This is a genomic window from Vibrio sp. 1874 (genome assembly GCF_033344395.1).
GTDB classification, from domain to species: domain Bacteria; phylum Pseudomonadota; class Gammaproteobacteria; order Enterobacterales; family Vibrionaceae; genus Vibrio; species Vibrio alginolyticus.
The window spans coordinates 257,996-272,463 of sequence record NZ_JAWPOR010000003.1; the positions used below are offsets into that span (position 1 = coordinate 257,996).

The window sequence follows — 14,468 nt, forward strand, 5'->3', positions numbered from 1 at the left end:
TATTTAAAAGACCTTATCAAACATAGAAGCCCAACACAGGGGCGTCAATAACACAAATGAACAATTTTTGAACATATTGTGAAGGTGGAGAGTTTTCAGTAATTTATCGAAAATAAAAAACCGAAGCACAAAGCTTCGGTTTTAAGGAAAGCCCTGACGAAATTGCTTGTAAAAGCTCTTAGCGCCAGGGGTAAGGTGTTGAGTATTAGCTACCAGTTGCAGGACAACCTTTTACTGGTTGGCCATTACTGAAGTACTTGACGTTCTCTAAGTTCTTGTTGTAGTTATCCGCAGAGATTTGTGGGTTGTTTACGAAGAACTCGCGCAAAACGTATGCATCGGTTAGCTGTGTAGATTGAACATCGATGATTGGATAGTTATCGCCACCAGCAGCACTGAAGCTGATTACAGAGAATGTGTACGTTTCGTTTAGATCGAAGCCTTTATTGTTAATATCGGTAATGGTTACTGAGCCAGCATCACAGTTTACATCTAAAGTGATGTTATCTAGTTGAGCGTAAGCACCAGACCCTGCAGATTTCGTCGCAACCACGTCTAGGTATTCTTTAACTTCTTTACCTGTCATAGTTGCTTTAGTCACGAAGTTACCAAATGGCTGAACCGTTAGTACGTCACGGTAAGTGATATCACCATCTTGGATTGAATCACGCACGCCGCCAGAGTTCATCACACCAAAGTCAGCATTTACCGTTTTGTAAGTACGGTATGCCTCGCCGAGTAGGTGACCTAGGTTAGTTTGTTGAGAGCGAACTACGTTACGATCACCTTCTAACTTACCCGTCGTATTAGAAATCTTCTCATCTAATAACTCTTGACCTTGTTGTTGGTATGGCAGTAGTAACGCTTTTACTGTTGCATCTTGTTGAATTCGTTCACCGATAACTTCATCGTTTTCGTCTAGAAGGTTTACAGGAATCAGTGCGTAGTTCGCTAAGTGAAGCTTGCCGTCGTAGTATTCGAAGTCTGCACGACCCACATATTTACCCCACTCATGCGCTTGCATAATCCAAGTGCCTTTTTGTTGGTCTGGGGCACAATCATCCCCAGGTTTGAAATCAGCATACTCATTGGTACCTGGTTCCATACATACAGGGTTTTGCGAGTGACCACCGATGATAGCGTTTAGCTGTCCTTCTTCAAGAGAGCGAGCGAGTTTAACGTCACCTGGTGCTTCACTACCGTTTTTGCCGTCTTCGTAGTGACCCATGTGCGTCGTTGCAAATACTAGGTCTACCTTTTCGTTCTCTTCGATTTCCTTCAGTACCTTTTTGATTTCTACTTGAGGGTCTTCGAAGTGGATGTTTGATACGTTGTCTGGATTGACTAGCTTCGCAGTGTCTTGCGTTGTTAGACCAATAACAGCGATCTTAAGGCCGTTGATAGTAAATACTTTGTAAGGGTCGAAGTAACGCTCGTTTGTATCTTTTTTATAGATATTCGCAGCCAGCATAGGGAAGTCAGCTAGCTCGGCTTGCATATCGAGAATATCTAGTGAGTTATCAAATTCGTGGTTACCGACAGCCATTGCATCGTAACCAAGTAGGTTCATCCCTACGAAGTCTGGAACCGCATCTTGCATGTCTGATTCTGGTACACCGGTATTAATATCACCGCCAGATAGCAGAATGGTTTCACCGCCTTTTGCTTCGACTTCTGCGCGGATAGATTCGATTAAAGTGTGACGCGCAGCCATGCCGTATTCGCCGTCGCTGTTATGCCAAAAGCGACCATGGTTATCGTTAGTGTGGAGAACGGTGAACTTTGTACAAGAATCTGCAGTCTCGCAGGTTACTGGAGAATTGTCGCTGTCTGAGCCGCATCCTGCTAGCGCAGCGCCCACTGCCACTACCAAAAGAGATTTGGAAAACTTCATAAGGGATCCTTTCTTTGTGATTTTGTTATTGTTACGGCGTGAAATATACGGAATTAATGTGAAACTTTAGTGATCTATCTCTTATTTATACTTCTATCGGAGAAATGAATTAATAAGCCTGCAAACTACGTCTATAAATAAACAGAATTGGTATTTAGTATTTATTTTATATAGCTAGCTCTATTTTTTGTGAGGTAGTTAATTGAATGTGTGTTGTTTGTGTGAATCAATGCGCATTTTTGCGAAGTATTACGCTGATTTTGGTGATTATTTTGCCAAGTTTATGTTTTTCCTAATAGGTATGACACAAATCGTTATAAATTTTCGCTCTGATGATGAGGGGTGGCGGTTTGTATGCATAATGAACAGCACAGAGCTTAAACTCATTTGATCATGGCTTTATTCTGCCAAACTCTATCAAAAATTGTATTTATCTCTTTACTATAATTGCGATCGTTTAGAAACCTTATGCTTTAAGCATCGTTTATTTATCCTCATCCGATACCTTATCGTGCTTATTCCGCATTTGACACTCGAATGTTTAAACAAATAGATTCAACCTAATGAGTCAAAATGAAAAGTAAATAATGGATCATTCTTCTTCGAATATTATGATGTGAACTATCATTTAATTAATGAAAATGAAATGGATTAATGTAAAGCGTTGCGACTGTAGCTGTTATCTTTGAGCTTTGGTTTAAAGGGTAGGGTTAAAAGAATTTGTAAGTGGTGAACGCTAATAAAGGATGCTTATGAGATACACAGTAAGGGACGCACTCAAAAAGGAAGCAGCCCAAATCGCCAAGATACACGTTGATTCTTGGCAGGTGGCGTATAAAGGATTAATGCCAAAGAGCTACATAGAGCAGTTTACGATTGAGCGTCGAGAAAGGATGTGGGCGCGAGTGATGACGGAGCAACTGGCCCAATTGATCGTAGTTGAGAGGCAAGGAGAAATTGTTGGCTTTTTAAGTTACGAGTTACCTAACCACACCAGCGAAGATAAAACGGCATTAGTGACATGTTGCTACGTTACGCCGCTACATTATGGGCAAGGAGCAGGAAGTGCACTGTTAGATGAGTTAGAGACACGTTTGCTCTCTACGTCAGTTATGCAGATCAGTTTGAAAGCACTGGATACTAATCAACAGGGGCTTAACTTTTACAAGAAGTGTGGTTTTGTGCGTACTGGAGAGGAAGAGTCGGAAGTGATTGAGAGTATGACGCTGACCGATCTCACTTTAGTGAAGTATATTGCCCGTTCATAAATCAAATGCTATATGCCAAATATAGTAAAACCCCGGAGGTGGTAAGACTCCGGGGTTTTGAAATTTTGTAGATGTCTCGGTTGGTAAGTCCGATTATCTTTTATGCAAAAGGTTTGGATTTAATCCGATTAATTCCTTGGTAGGGAATTAGATACGGATGAAGTCCATGTGTTCAACTTTTGGCTTGAACGCGTGACGTTGAACGTCTTGTGGCTTAACTTTAACTTCTTTGCCATCGATAACTAGAACGATGCCTTCGTAGAATTCAGGCTTGTCCATTTGGTTTACGATGTCGTCGTGGTTAAGAACGATAGCTACTGCTGCTTCTTCACCGCCGTATACAACTGCAGGGAATTTGCCAGCGTGACGTAGGCGGCGGCTCGCACCTTTACCTAGTTCAGTACGTACTACTGCTTCGAATTTCATAGTATTTACTCTCAAATTAGTAAAAATCAAATGTTCACAATCAACAATGCGACCTTGTTGTTCGTGGTAAAGCTTGAAACAGGAACTGTTCAAGCGAGCGCGGATACTATCATTCCACTTATAAATGGGCAACCCAAATCGTATCCAAATCAACAAAAAGGTATGATTTAGCGGGGTGGAAGGCTATCCCTTTTAACGCTTTGCTTGGATTTTGTTCACATCGACTTCATTTTCATCGGTTTACTGATCAAGGTCCGAAGAACAAAGTTTACTGTTATATGCTTTATGTTCGGCTGAGATGTAAGACTAAAGATGCTTTTAATCCACCCAAAGCGCTTGTATCCAATGTTAATTGACCTCGGTAACTGTGTGCCATTTCACTGACTATGTTTAGACCAAGACCTGAGCCAGGGGTTGTTTCATCCAATCTAACTCCTCTCTTGATTACTTGACTCAGTTTCTCTTTAGGGATGCCTGGCCCATCATCTTCAATAATGATGTGTATATTTTCCTTATCCTGAGAGGAGTGCACACGAATCATGCTGTTGGCCCACTTATAGCCATTTTCTAGCAAGTTACCTAGCATTTCATCGAGATCGGTCTGCTCTACTGCTACATTCAGCTCTGAATCAAGTTCATTAATTAAGGTAATGCTTCGGCTCGCATACACTTTATCAAACGCCATTGAGATAGCATCCACACGATCTGCTGGGTTCGACTTCACTGATAATATGTTCATCGATCCGGCCATACGGGCACGACCCAAATGGTAATCGATATGGTCTTGTATTTGATTGATTGGAGCTCGGAGACGGGATTGTGCCTCAGGTTCTAATGTCTGAACTTCATTTTTTAGAACAGAAAGTGGCGTTTTAAGTGCATGAGATAGGTTACCTGCATGATTGCGAGCTCTCTCTAGTAATTCTTGGTAATGGAACAGCAGAGCATTGAGGTCGAAGATTAGAGGAGAAATCTCTTTTGGGTAGGTTTCTTCTAGACTCTTTTTATTACCAGACTTCAGCTCGGCTAATTCTTTTTGTAGCTTTGTAAGCGGACTCAATGACCAAGCAATTTGCAGTAAAATGACGGTAAGTACGCCCGCGAATAATAAACCCAAAATAAGCCAAAGTTGGCCGATTAACGTCTGAAGGGTATTTTTAATGGGCTCTTCGTCAATACCAATAATAATGTGAATAGGACCATCGTAATCAGGAAGATACAGCGCTTTTTCTAGCGTAATTAGTTTTTCGCCTCTTGCTCCATACGCATCTTTATCCAAACCTTTGTATTCGATTTTTTTGTCCCACAAAGAACGAGAACGTTCGAGGCTTGCCTCTGTAGAGGCACTCCAATACAAACCACTGTAAGGTCGGTTAAATCGAGGGTCTGATAGCTGAGCTGTGAGTGAAAGATGCCCGGTGTTATCGACTTCTAACTGTGCGGCGACTTCATCCATAAAAATGCTGAGCTGTGAGCGAGTGTCATCAACCATATAGTTGTAGACCTGCGTCGGTATCGTCACACCAGCGGCGAGGATCATTGCCGTTAACCAAACGATCGCCGCTAAAACGAGGCGACTTTTGATACTCAGTCGTTTTATTGCGTTTAACGGTAGCCTGTTTCTATTCGGCATTTAATTGGTATCCCAACCCTCGGACAGTTTTGATGATCTTTGGTGCGATTTTTTTACGAATTCGGCCGATAAAAACTTCGATTGTGTTGGAGTCACGATCAAAGTCTTGTTTGTAAATGTGCTCGACGAGTTCGGTTCGAGAAATTACTTTTTCTGGGTTATGCATAAAGTAAGCGACCACTTTATACTCCAGCGCCGTTAAGCTTACTGCTTGCCCTTGCCACATGACTTTAGAAGTGCGCGTATCCAAGCTCAAGTCGCCAATTTGCATCACAGGAGAGGCGTTACCTGATGCTCTTCGCAGTTGTGCGCGAATACGAGCGATAAGCTCAACCATTTCAAACGGCTTAGTTAGGTAATCGTCTGCACCTGCGTTTAAGCCTTCAACTCGCTGCGTTAGGGTGTCGCGAGCGCTTAGAATCACGACAGGAGTATTAATGTTTTCATCTCTGATGCCTTTTAGGACGGTAAGACCATCCAGTTTTGGCAAGCCGAGGTCGAGAACAATGGCGTCCCATTCTTCCGAAGTCGCGCGATACAGAGCGTCTATGCCATCTTGGGACAATTCTGGTACCCAGCCGGTACTTTCTAATGTTTCGATGATTTGCTCGCCTAAACGAGGATCATCTTCAACAACAAGTATTTTCATATTGATGATTCTTATTATGTTTGGATTTTTATCGAAGTAAGTTACGCATCGTGTCTGGATTACGCATTAGACAAGTTTAGTTGTTTTGCGGCTTTAACGCTTTGTTAAAGCTGCGACCTTTGATCTCAAGCATTTCCAGCGTGGCGGCGTCGTACTCAACTTTCAGGACGCTATTGTTGTACAGAATTTTCAATTCATACACCCAAGCACCTTCATCTTCTTCAAGCTCGACCTTGATGATGCGGCCGTATAGGTCGTTTTCTACTGCGGCGTAAAGTTCCGAAAATGGTCGTATATATCCTTGTTGAACCGCGCGATAGACCTCATCTTGATCTTCATCGAATTCGATGCGTGTTCCTGGCTTTTCGACATCTTGCACGATGGCGTGGCCATTTTGTGATGTGTACTCGTTGCCATGCTTGGCAAAACTTGGTGCACACATGAATGTCGTGATAAGGCCGAAAAGTAACGCAGAATGTAGAGAAGTCGTTGCTTTATACATAGTCAAACCTTTTCTGGAGCGTTAGCCGCAGTATATCGGAGATAGATGAACAGAGAGTGAATCAGCTAATTAAGTTTTGCCATGTGTTGTCGATGTTATTTCAACTCATCTTCAAAAATCTTATCTCGCAGCTTCCAAAAGCGACCAGATTTTCTAGCAATAACAAACTGAGGCAAACGGAAACGATGTTGATTAGCGACAACGCGTGTCGGTGAAGCCTCTTCAAAAGGGCGATGCTTGTCTGCTAAGTGGGGGCGTACGAACTGATCTTTAAACGTTTGTTTTTGTTTTTTGGTACTCAATGTCCAAAACTCATGAACTAACGCATTGCCTTCGCCTTGGTATGGTTCACCAGAATACGTCACCTTTAGCTGAGATTTACCATCACTGGACTTAAATACAGATAGGTCCATTTCTGTGCATTCAAAGATCAATGCATCTTTGAGATTAAGGGCTTCTTTTAGCTTTTTATCTGGGTCAACGAGCGTCGCGTCACACTCATGACAAATTCGTGCAGCGATATCGTTGTCCGCACCACATTCACCGCAGTATTTGGCGCGAAAACGGTAGCCACAGTGTTTACGTTCGCCAGTGTCTTCATCTTCAAAGTAACCTTGGCAACGTCTGCCAAAATGTTCAACCAAGAAACCGTTACTATCCAACTTACCCCAGAAATTGTTATTGAATCCGCAAGCCGGGCAAGGAATCGTGATAATTTCACTGTCAGAGTCTGGTTTGGGATCACCGACTTCAGGTTGGTATAAATCGTAGCTGTTGCCTGCGTAATCAAGCACTAAACATTCTGATTTTCCGTCTGATAAGCGTAATCCTCGTCCTACTATCTGTTGGTACAGACTGACTGACTCTGTTGGTCGCAAAATCGCGATTAAATCGACATGCGGCGCATCAAACCCGGTTGTCAGTACCGAAACATTGACTAAGTATTTTATTTGACGATTCTTGAACGCTTGGATGATCGCATCGCGCTCCGGCGTAGGTGTATCACCAATGACGATTTCAGTTTCGCCTTCTGGCAATAAACTGTGTATCTCCTGTGCGTGTCGAACAGTTGCAGCGAAGATCATGACACCTTGACGCTCTTTCGCATATTGCATGATTTGCTCAACAATTTGTGGAGTCGCACGTTTGGCTTTATCGATCACCATATCCATTTCTGCTTCTTTGTAGCGTCCGGTGTTAGCGGGCTTCAGCTGAGAGAAGTCGTAAGACAAAACGGGCGCATCCATCATGCGGGCTGGAGTGAGGAAGTTTTCGTCGAGCAAGTAACGGATCGGCAGTTCGAAAATACAATCGCGGAAGAATCGAGGCTCTTCGGTTCGCACTTGACCTCGGGTATGATACTGATAAATCCAGCCCATTCCTAAACGATAGGGCGTTGCAGTTAATCCCAGCACCTTAATGCCAGGGTTCAGTTCTCGTAAGTGAGTAATAACTTTTTGGTAGCTGCTGTTTTTGTCATCTGGCACACGATGGCACTCATCAATAACGAGCAGAGAAAACTGGTTTTTGAACGAATCTAAGTTACGTACGACCGATTGAACCGAAGCAAACACGACTTGCTGGTCAGTTTCTTTTCGTCCCAATCCTGCTGAGAAGATAGAACCTTTTAAACCATAACCTTCATACTTCGCGTGGTTTTGCTCGACCAGTTCTTTGACGTGGGCGAGGACTAACACTCGTCCTTTCGCAAGGCGAGCAAGTTCTGCGATCACCAAGCTTTTTCCTGCACCGGTTGGCAGCACGATCACTGCTGGTGTCGAGTGTTTACGAAAGTAATGAATAACGGCTTTAACCGAGTCGGCTTGATAAGGACGAAGTGTGTACATGAAAATATGTGAAATTGCTCAACTATTCGAACGAGGAACGCTATAATACCTGACTTTTATACCCAAGTGACCTTTAAACCAAGATTTAGAGATCACTTGGGTATAATTAAATGAGGTATTCATGCGTTTAGATAAATATTTGTGTGACGCTCTGGGTGCAACACGCAAACAGGCAACAAAGATCATCAAAAGTGGAGACATCACCGTTGACGGTGAGGTTCAAAAAAGTGGTGCATTTAAAGTACCTAAAGGTGCGGAAGTGATGTGGGAAGACCGTGTTATTGGTGCTCCTGGCCCTCGTTACATTATGTTGTATAAGCCTGCTGACTTTGTTTGTTCACATGAAGATGGCTACAACCAAACTGCATTCGCATTGCTTGATGAGCCTAAAATTGAAAACCTTCACTTTGCGGGCCGATTAGATGTCGACACAACTGGTTTAGTGTTGATTACGGATGATGGTAAGTGGTCTCACCGTATTACCTCACCTAAGCATAAGTGTGAGAAAACGTACCGTGTTTGGCTCGTCGATGCTATTCAGCCAGATTACGCGGAAAAGCTCGAACAAGGCATCATTTTGCGCAATGAATCAGAAGCAACATTGCCCGCTCGTTTGGAAATCGTGAACGAGGCCGAGAATGAAGTATTGTTAACTATCGTGGAAGGTAAGTATCACCAAGTGAAACGTATGTTCGCGGCGTTAGGAAATAAAGTTGAGTACTTACATCGTGAGCGTATTGGTTCTATCGAACTTGATGAGGCACTAGAACCAGGTGATTATCGCTACCTCACGCAAGAAGAAATTGATTCTATTTGGAATTAATTGTCGGCATGGGAAATTCTTTAGTTCCTAATAGGAACTAGTCTTTTGGTAGGAATTGGCTCAAAATAAATTTTCCTACCAAAATTAGTGCCTAGACAATTCCGGTGTGCTTACTCATCTCAGTGATATGCCTTTGCATTTAGCTGATGCATGCATACTCTTATTGCAAAGCCTTCGGCTACGGTGAATGGAATGATGGTGTCAACGCCATCATTTTTACTGCATTGTGTTTGTTTCCCATAAACACATTTCGCTTTCACATGCTTTTCTATGTCGAGTTCGTCAAGGTCACACCTTGGTACATATTTGCCCTTATGATTCTCGAACGTTGGATAGAACAGGTTTTTGGCTTCTACATTCAGCGATATGAGAACTTCCGTTATTTTCACTTTGTTCTGCAAGTATTGACGGTAGGGCTCCAACAAGAGGTAAAAGAATGACAGAAAAAGCTCAAAGTGCTCCGCAATCCCAAATCAGTTTTCTATTGTTTCTGGTACTAGGAGCGATTGGTGCTTTGACGCCTTTGGCGATCGATATGTATTTGCCTGCGATGCCGACAATTGCGAAAGATTTGGGGGTCGCGCCTGGCGCGGTTCAGATTACGTTGACGGCTTATACCGCGGGTTTTGCGATCGGCCAGTTAATTCACGGGCCGCTTGCCGATAGCTTTGGTCGCAGACCTGTGTTGATTTTAGGCGTACTTTTCTTCGGCTTGGCTGCTGTTGTGAGTGCGACAACAAATGGCATTGATGCGCTGACCTATGTACGTACGGCACAAGGTTTTGCTGGCGCGGCAGCGGCGGTCATTATCCAAGCTGTCGTGCGTGACATGTTTGACCGTGAAGACTTTGCACGCGCAATGTCCTTCGTTACTCTGGTCATTACTATTGCGCCGTTGGTGGCACCGATGATCGGTGGCCATCTCGCGATTTGGTTTGGTTGGCGTTCCATTTTTTGGGTATTAGCTATTTTCGCTGTAGTCGTGATTTTTCTCGTACTTTGGAAAATCCCTGAAACGTTACAGCTTGAAAATCGTCAGCCTCTTCGTTTCCGCACGACGCTGAGAAACTACGCCAGATTATGCTCCAATCCTGAAGCGATCGGTTTGATGCTCTCAGGTGCGTTTTCATTTTCCGGAATGTTTGCATTTTTGACGGCGGGTTCGTTTGTTTATATTGATTTATATGGTGTTCGACCAGACCACTTTGGTTACCTATTTGGTTTGAACATTGTGGCGATGATCATCATGACCAGTATTAATGGTCGCTTGGTGAAGAAAGTGGGTTCCCATGCCATGCTTCGTTTTGGGTTGTTCGTGCAACTTTTGGCGGGGATTGGTTTATTCGTAAGTTGGTTAATGGACTTCGGATTATGGGGCATTGTGCCTTTTGTTGTGCTGTTTATCGGTACATTGTCGACGATAGGTAGTAACGCGATGGCGCTGCTTTTAAGTGGTTACCCATCAATGGCGGGTACGGCGTCGTCTCTAGCGGGGACATTAAGATTCGGTATCGGTTCATTGGTTGGTGCGCTGGTGGCATCACTGCCCGGGAATGTTGCTTGGCCGATGATCATCGTGATGTTTGCTTGTTCTGTGCTTTCAGCACTGTTTTATTGGACTTTAGGAAGAAAGGCGTAATGTCGAATTACACCAAAGAAATTCAAAACTTGGTTAACTCAGCACTTGAAGAGTTAGATCAAGAGCATCGCTCAGGTAAGTTAGCCAATGCCCCTGTTGCGAATAACCATTATTTAGTGCGTTGGGTAACAAAGGCGCTAAAATCACAACGTTTCGGACGTACGGTAGGCGATGACTTAACGCGTTGGCAAAAAGCAGGTCGCTCAAAGGGGAACGATGCTGGTTTGTTGTTTATCTTTAAACGTATTTCTGCTTTTTATGCGCAATTCTTCCCTGAAGGTGAAGACTCCAAAGTGTTCAAAGATTCAGATATTGAGTCTTTTCTTGATTTGATGGAGCAAGCAGGCTGGGAAGTCTCAACGTCTGAGCAACTGATTGGGTGCGGCAAAGTACAAATCTTCACTGAAGGTCAAAACTCTTTAGCGTTATGTGCAGACCAATGCGAAAGCTGTTTTGATGGCGAGTTGCTCGTAAAGCCAATGAGTTGGTTTGTACGTGGCAATCATGCTGAGTTTGTTGAGAAAGCAGCGCAAGCGGGCTTTATGGTACATAAGGTAACAGACTACAAATCGATGGTGAAATACCATGGCGAGTACCTTATTTTTCCAGCAAACGAAGGCAACCAGTTAGCCGAAATTCCACTCTCGTTCAAAGCTGACTAAAGTGACATTTTGAGTGTTTAGAAGCCCCTGTTATTGGGGCTTTTTGTTTTCTAAACGGTTTGCTTCTTTCGCGATGGCTTTGACCATGCCTTTAAATATGAAAAGATGGGCTGGCATCATTGCAAACCAATAAAGCAGCCCAAGAAACCCTTGCGGGTGCCACCAGGCGGTAATATCCAATTCTCGTTCGTCACCGAGATCTTTGATGGTAATTTCTAAACGCCCAAGGCCTGGGCCTTTCATACCAAAAAACAGTGAAAGAAACTGATTATTATCGCAGCGAATCACTTTCCAAGAGTCAATAAAATCACCGACTTTAAGCTCTGGTCCAGGAGGAGAAACGCGAATCGGTTTTCCGCCACCAAAAAAGATATCGAGCCATTCACGTGTACGCCACAAGATGTTGGCAAAGTAATAGCCTTTTTCGCGACTCCCGATCTTTTGCGCCACTTTCCATAATGCCGCAGCGGAGGCTTGAGTTTTAATGCTCGCTCCAGCTTGTTTTGGGTAATAGCCATATCCTGGTTGCCATCGACGAAGCGCTGCGGGTTCAAACCCCCAGACATTACTGCGTACAAATGTGCCTTCATCTTGAATGGTATCAGTTACCGCTTGCTCGTAGCTGATCAGCGTTTGAGGAAATCGTTCTTCAATCGCTTTGGAGTCTGCAATGTAGTCGTGCTCTAAGCCTGCAAGTAATGCTTTACCGATACTAGTTGGCACTGAGGTAACTAAACCTAGCCAGTACGATGCCATTTTCGGAGTAAGTAGCGGGGTCGACCACAACCGATACGGCTTGTTCGTGATTCGGCAAATGACCTTGAACTGCTCGCGGTAGCTAAGTGTATCTGGCCCTCCAACTTCATAAATTTCACTTTCTTCTGGATAGGGGGCTTCTGCTAACTTCAACAAATAGTGGTTGAGATTGGGCAAGGCGATAGGGTTCGCTTTTGAGTCGACCCATTTAGGCGCGATCAAAATAGGTAAGTTGTAGACAAAGTCACGCATGATTTCGAAAGCGGCAGAGCCGGGACCGATGATAACGCCAGCACGCAATTCAGTTACTGGAACACCAGACTGTCGAATTATTTTTCCCGTGGCTTTACGAGCGGCTAAATGGCGAGAGTTTCCGGTTTGAGGTTGAATGGCACTCAAATATACAACATGCTCGACGGAGCTTTGTTCCAACGCATATTTGAAGTTCAAAGCAAGGTTTAGTTCGTACTCAACAAAGTCATCACCTTGAGCCATCCCGTGCACGAGAAAAAAGACTAAATCAAAATCGTTCACTACAGCCTTCGTGGTCTCTGCGTCAGCCAAGTCGAGATACCTTAACGTTAAATTAGGGTGAGGCTGAGTTCTTGACTCTAAATAATCAATATGTCGCGCCGCTGCTGTGACGGCGTAACCTTTATCTAAAAGTAACGGAAGAAGTTGAGAGCCAATGTAACCCGAGGCGCCTAGCACCAACACCTTTTTCATTATCTGTCCTTTTATCGTTGGTGGAATAAACACCACAGAGTATAATCATGAGACACTTTCCCCATTCTATCAATAAGTTGTCGTTGGAGCGCTTGTGACTTTTCTTTCTCAACTCTCAATACACGCAGATAAAGCATTCTTACGTCGTTTATTTGCAATCGCGTTACCAATTACACTGCAAAGCATGATGTTTTCTAGCAGAAGCCTCGTCGATGTTCTTATGCTTGGTCAACTTGGTGAAGCTGAAATTGCCGCTGTTGGAGTTGCTGCGCGCGCGACTTTCGTCACCACCATCATGTTAGTTGGGGTGACAACGGGCGGTGCGTTGTTAACCGCTCAATATTGGGGGGCTGGCGATAAAGTTGGGGTGCGTCGCAGTACCGCTTTAACATGGATGATCGCAATGATGTTTGCTGCGATTGCTGTTGCTTTGTTTGTTGTTTTTCCACAGCCTATCATGAGTTTGACTACCGATTCACAAGAAGTGATTGAGCTAGGGGCCAGCTATCTCATTATTTCGTCGGTTAGCATGTTTGCTGTTGCATGTGTGGCCAGTATGTCGGTGGGCCTAAGGGCGATGCACCAACCAGGCTTAAGCACTTTTTTTAGTGGTATAGGCATTTTATCTAATGTTTTTCTTAACTGGGTTTTAATTTTTGGTCAATTAGGCTTTCCTGCTTTGGGTATTACGGGAGCAGCGATCGCAACGGTAATCAGTGGCGCGATCGAAGTAGGTTGCTTGTTTGGTTATCTATGGTTGAAAAAACACATAATCGCATTTGGCTGGGATGATATACGCGCAGGATTGGTCTTAGATAAAATTACGCGTTTCTTGAGCCTCTCTTTGCCAACCACATTTAACTTCTTGGCGTGGGCTGGTGGGTTGTTTGCTTATCACGCCATCATGGGGCAAGCAGGCGTGCAAGGTTTGGCGGCGCTTTCCGTAATGACACCTGTTGAGTCGATCGCATTGGCGATGATGATTGGTTTATCGAATGCGGCCGCAGTTCTAGTAGGGAACCAGCTCGGCGCTCGTAATTTTGAACCCGTTTATTATCAAGCATGGGCTACGGTCATTTTGAATGTGCTTATCGCATTTGTGGTCGCCGTCTTGTTGATAGTGTCAAATCAATGGATCCTTAATGCGTTTAGTGCACTGACAACGGACACTCGCGAGCTAGCTGAACAGTTTATGGTGATTCTTGCGTTGGGTGTCGTGCTACGCTCGGTGCCGATGATGGCTATTGTTGGTGTATTACGTGCGGGCGGTGATGTTAAGTTTTGTTTGTATCAAGACATCTTGGCGCAGTGGGTGATCGGGATTCCACTCGCAGCATTTGCAGCGATTTATCTCAATTGGGACCCACAATGGGTTTACTTACTCTTTTTGACGGAAGAAGTTGTGAAGTGGGCGATTTGCTTGCCAAGAATGGTTAGCCGAAAATGGATGAAAAACCTGATTGGCCAGTAAGGAGGAACAGAGTTTATTTTGGCTGCAAAAATCTGCTCAAAACGTCAACAAAATTAGCAACAGAAAGTGAATCGAGTTGCATTTGTACTTCCATAGTGTGATCAAGCATTCAAAATACTTTCTACTAACAGGATTTTAGTGTAGATTCTGATCCCAATTTTTAAACACCATC

Annotated in this window: 12 protein-coding genes; 5 read left to right on the top strand and 7 right to left on the bottom strand. The window is 43.9% G+C overall.

What is annotated here, in order from left to right:
- Positions 1–205 precede the first annotated feature (205 nt).
- Complete coding sequence (gene ushA, locus R8N46_RS08605; protein ID WP_017820852.1) at positions 206–1,894, bottom strand: bifunctional UDP-sugar hydrolase/5'-nucleotidase UshA; 1,689 nt, start codon at positions 1,892–1,894, stop codon at positions 206–208.
- Positions 1,895–2,646: 752 nt separating this feature from the next.
- On the opposite strand from ushA, the gene R8N46_RS08610 reads away from it, so the two are divergent.
- Complete coding sequence (locus R8N46_RS08610) at positions 2,647–3,162, top strand: GNAT family N-acetyltransferase (protein ID WP_017634886.1); 516 nt, start codon at positions 2,647–2,649, stop codon at positions 3,160–3,162.
- A 147-nt stretch (positions 3,163–3,309) separates the two neighbouring features.
- On the opposite strand, the gene rplY is transcribed toward R8N46_RS08610, so the two are convergent.
- The 5 genes from rplY to R8N46_RS08635 all read right to left on the bottom strand — a co-directional run bounded on the left by rplY (position 3,310) and on the right by R8N46_RS08635 (position 8,219).
- Complete coding sequence (rplY, locus tag R8N46_RS08615; protein WP_005378066.1) at positions 3,310–3,588, bottom strand: 50S ribosomal protein L25; 279 nt, start codon at positions 3,586–3,588, stop codon at positions 3,310–3,312.
- Between the two features lie 283 nt (positions 3,589–3,871).
- Entirely contained in the window at positions 3,872–5,221 is a 1,350-nt protein-coding gene (locus R8N46_RS08620) for an ATP-binding protein (RefSeq protein ID WP_025766856.1), read from the bottom strand.
- Positions 5,211–5,870: a response regulator transcription factor gene (locus R8N46_RS08625; RefSeq protein WP_005378073.1), complete on the bottom strand. Its 660-nt coding sequence runs from the start codon at positions 5,868–5,870 to the stop codon at positions 5,211–5,213. Before R8N46_RS08625 ends, R8N46_RS08620 begins: the two co-directional genes overlap by 11 nt.
- A gap of 76 nt (positions 5,871–5,946) precedes the next feature.
- Positions 5,947–6,372 (bottom strand): PepSY domain-containing protein, encoded by a 426-nt coding sequence (locus R8N46_RS08630; RefSeq protein ID WP_025766855.1) that lies wholly within the window; start codon positions 6,370–6,372, stop codon positions 5,947–5,949.
- A 95-nt stretch (positions 6,373–6,467) separates the two neighbouring features.
- Positions 6,468–8,219, bottom strand: a complete 1,752-nt coding sequence (locus R8N46_RS08635) for a DEAD/DEAH box helicase (RefSeq protein WP_025766854.1) — start codon at positions 8,217–8,219, stop codon at positions 6,468–6,470.
- 121 nt (positions 8,220–8,340) lie between these two features.
- Between R8N46_RS08635 and rsuA the strand changes: the two genes are divergently transcribed.
- The 3 genes from rsuA to R8N46_RS08650 all read left to right on the top strand — a co-directional run bounded on the left by rsuA (position 8,341) and on the right by R8N46_RS08650 (position 11,343).
- On the top strand, positions 8,341–9,042 hold the full coding sequence (gene rsuA / locus R8N46_RS08640) for a 16S rRNA pseudouridine(516) synthase RsuA (RefSeq protein ID WP_005388670.1): 702 nt from the start codon (positions 8,341–8,343) through the stop codon (positions 9,040–9,042).
- Positions 9,043–9,478: 436 nt separating this feature from the next.
- Positions 9,479–10,681 (top strand): Bcr/CflA family multidrug efflux MFS transporter, encoded by a 1,203-nt coding sequence (locus R8N46_RS08645; protein WP_005378055.1) that lies wholly within the window; start codon positions 9,479–9,481, stop codon positions 10,679–10,681.
- On the top strand, positions 10,681–11,343 hold the full coding sequence (locus tag R8N46_RS08650; protein WP_005378053.1) for a DUF2913 family protein: 663 nt from the start codon (positions 10,681–10,683) through the stop codon (positions 11,341–11,343). Before R8N46_RS08645 ends, R8N46_RS08650 begins: the two co-directional genes overlap by 1 nt.
- 30 nt (positions 11,344–11,373) lie before the next feature.
- Here R8N46_RS08650 and R8N46_RS08655 read toward each other — a convergent pair whose 3' ends face one another.
- Positions 11,374–12,825 (bottom strand): DUF2867 domain-containing protein, encoded by a 1,452-nt coding sequence (locus R8N46_RS08655; protein WP_042522001.1) that lies wholly within the window; start codon positions 12,823–12,825, stop codon positions 11,374–11,376.
- A 94-nt stretch (positions 12,826–12,919) separates the two neighbouring features.
- On the opposite strand from R8N46_RS08655, the gene R8N46_RS08660 reads away from it, so the two are divergent.
- Positions 12,920–14,296, top strand: coding sequence for an MATE family efflux transporter (locus tag R8N46_RS08660; protein WP_005378048.1), 1,377 nt, complete (start codon positions 12,920–12,922; stop codon positions 14,294–14,296).
- Positions 14,297–14,468: the final 172 nt, after the last annotated feature.

Coding starts and splice junctions, on each gene's coding strand:
- R8N46_RS08625 (WP_005378073.1), bottom strand. CDS start 5,870: ATGAAAATACTTGTTGTTGAAGATGATCCTCGTTTAGGCGAGCAAATC.
- R8N46_RS08620 (WP_025766856.1), bottom strand. CDS start 5,221: ATGCCGAATAGAAACAGGCTACCGTTAAACGCAATAAAACGACTGAGT.
- rplY (WP_005378066.1), bottom strand. CDS start 3,588: ATGAAATTCGAAGCAGTAGTACGTACTGAACTAGGTAAAGGTGCGAGC.
- R8N46_RS08655 (WP_042522001.1), bottom strand. CDS start 12,825: ATGAAAAAGGTGTTGGTGCTAGGCGCCTCGGGTTACATTGGCTCTCAA.
- R8N46_RS08645 (WP_005378055.1), top strand. CDS start 9,479: ATGACAGAAAAAGCTCAAAGTGCTCCGCAATCCCAAATCAGTTTTCTA.
- R8N46_RS08610 (WP_017634886.1), top strand. CDS start 2,647: ATGAGATACACAGTAAGGGACGCACTCAAAAAGGAAGCAGCCCAAATC.
- R8N46_RS08650 (WP_005378053.1), top strand. CDS start 10,681: ATGTCGAATTACACCAAAGAAATTCAAAACTTGGTTAACTCAGCACTT.
- ushA (WP_017820852.1), bottom strand. CDS start 1,894: ATGAAGTTTTCCAAATCTCTTTTGGTAGTGGCAGTGGGCGCTGCGCTA.
- rsuA (WP_005388670.1), top strand. CDS start 8,341: ATGCGTTTAGATAAATATTTGTGTGACGCTCTGGGTGCAACACGCAAA.
- R8N46_RS08630 (WP_025766855.1), bottom strand. CDS start 6,372: ATGTATAAAGCAACGACTTCTCTACATTCTGCGTTACTTTTCGGCCTT.
- R8N46_RS08635 (WP_025766854.1), bottom strand. CDS start 8,219: ATGTACACACTTCGTCCTTATCAAGCCGACTCGGTTAAAGCCGTTATT.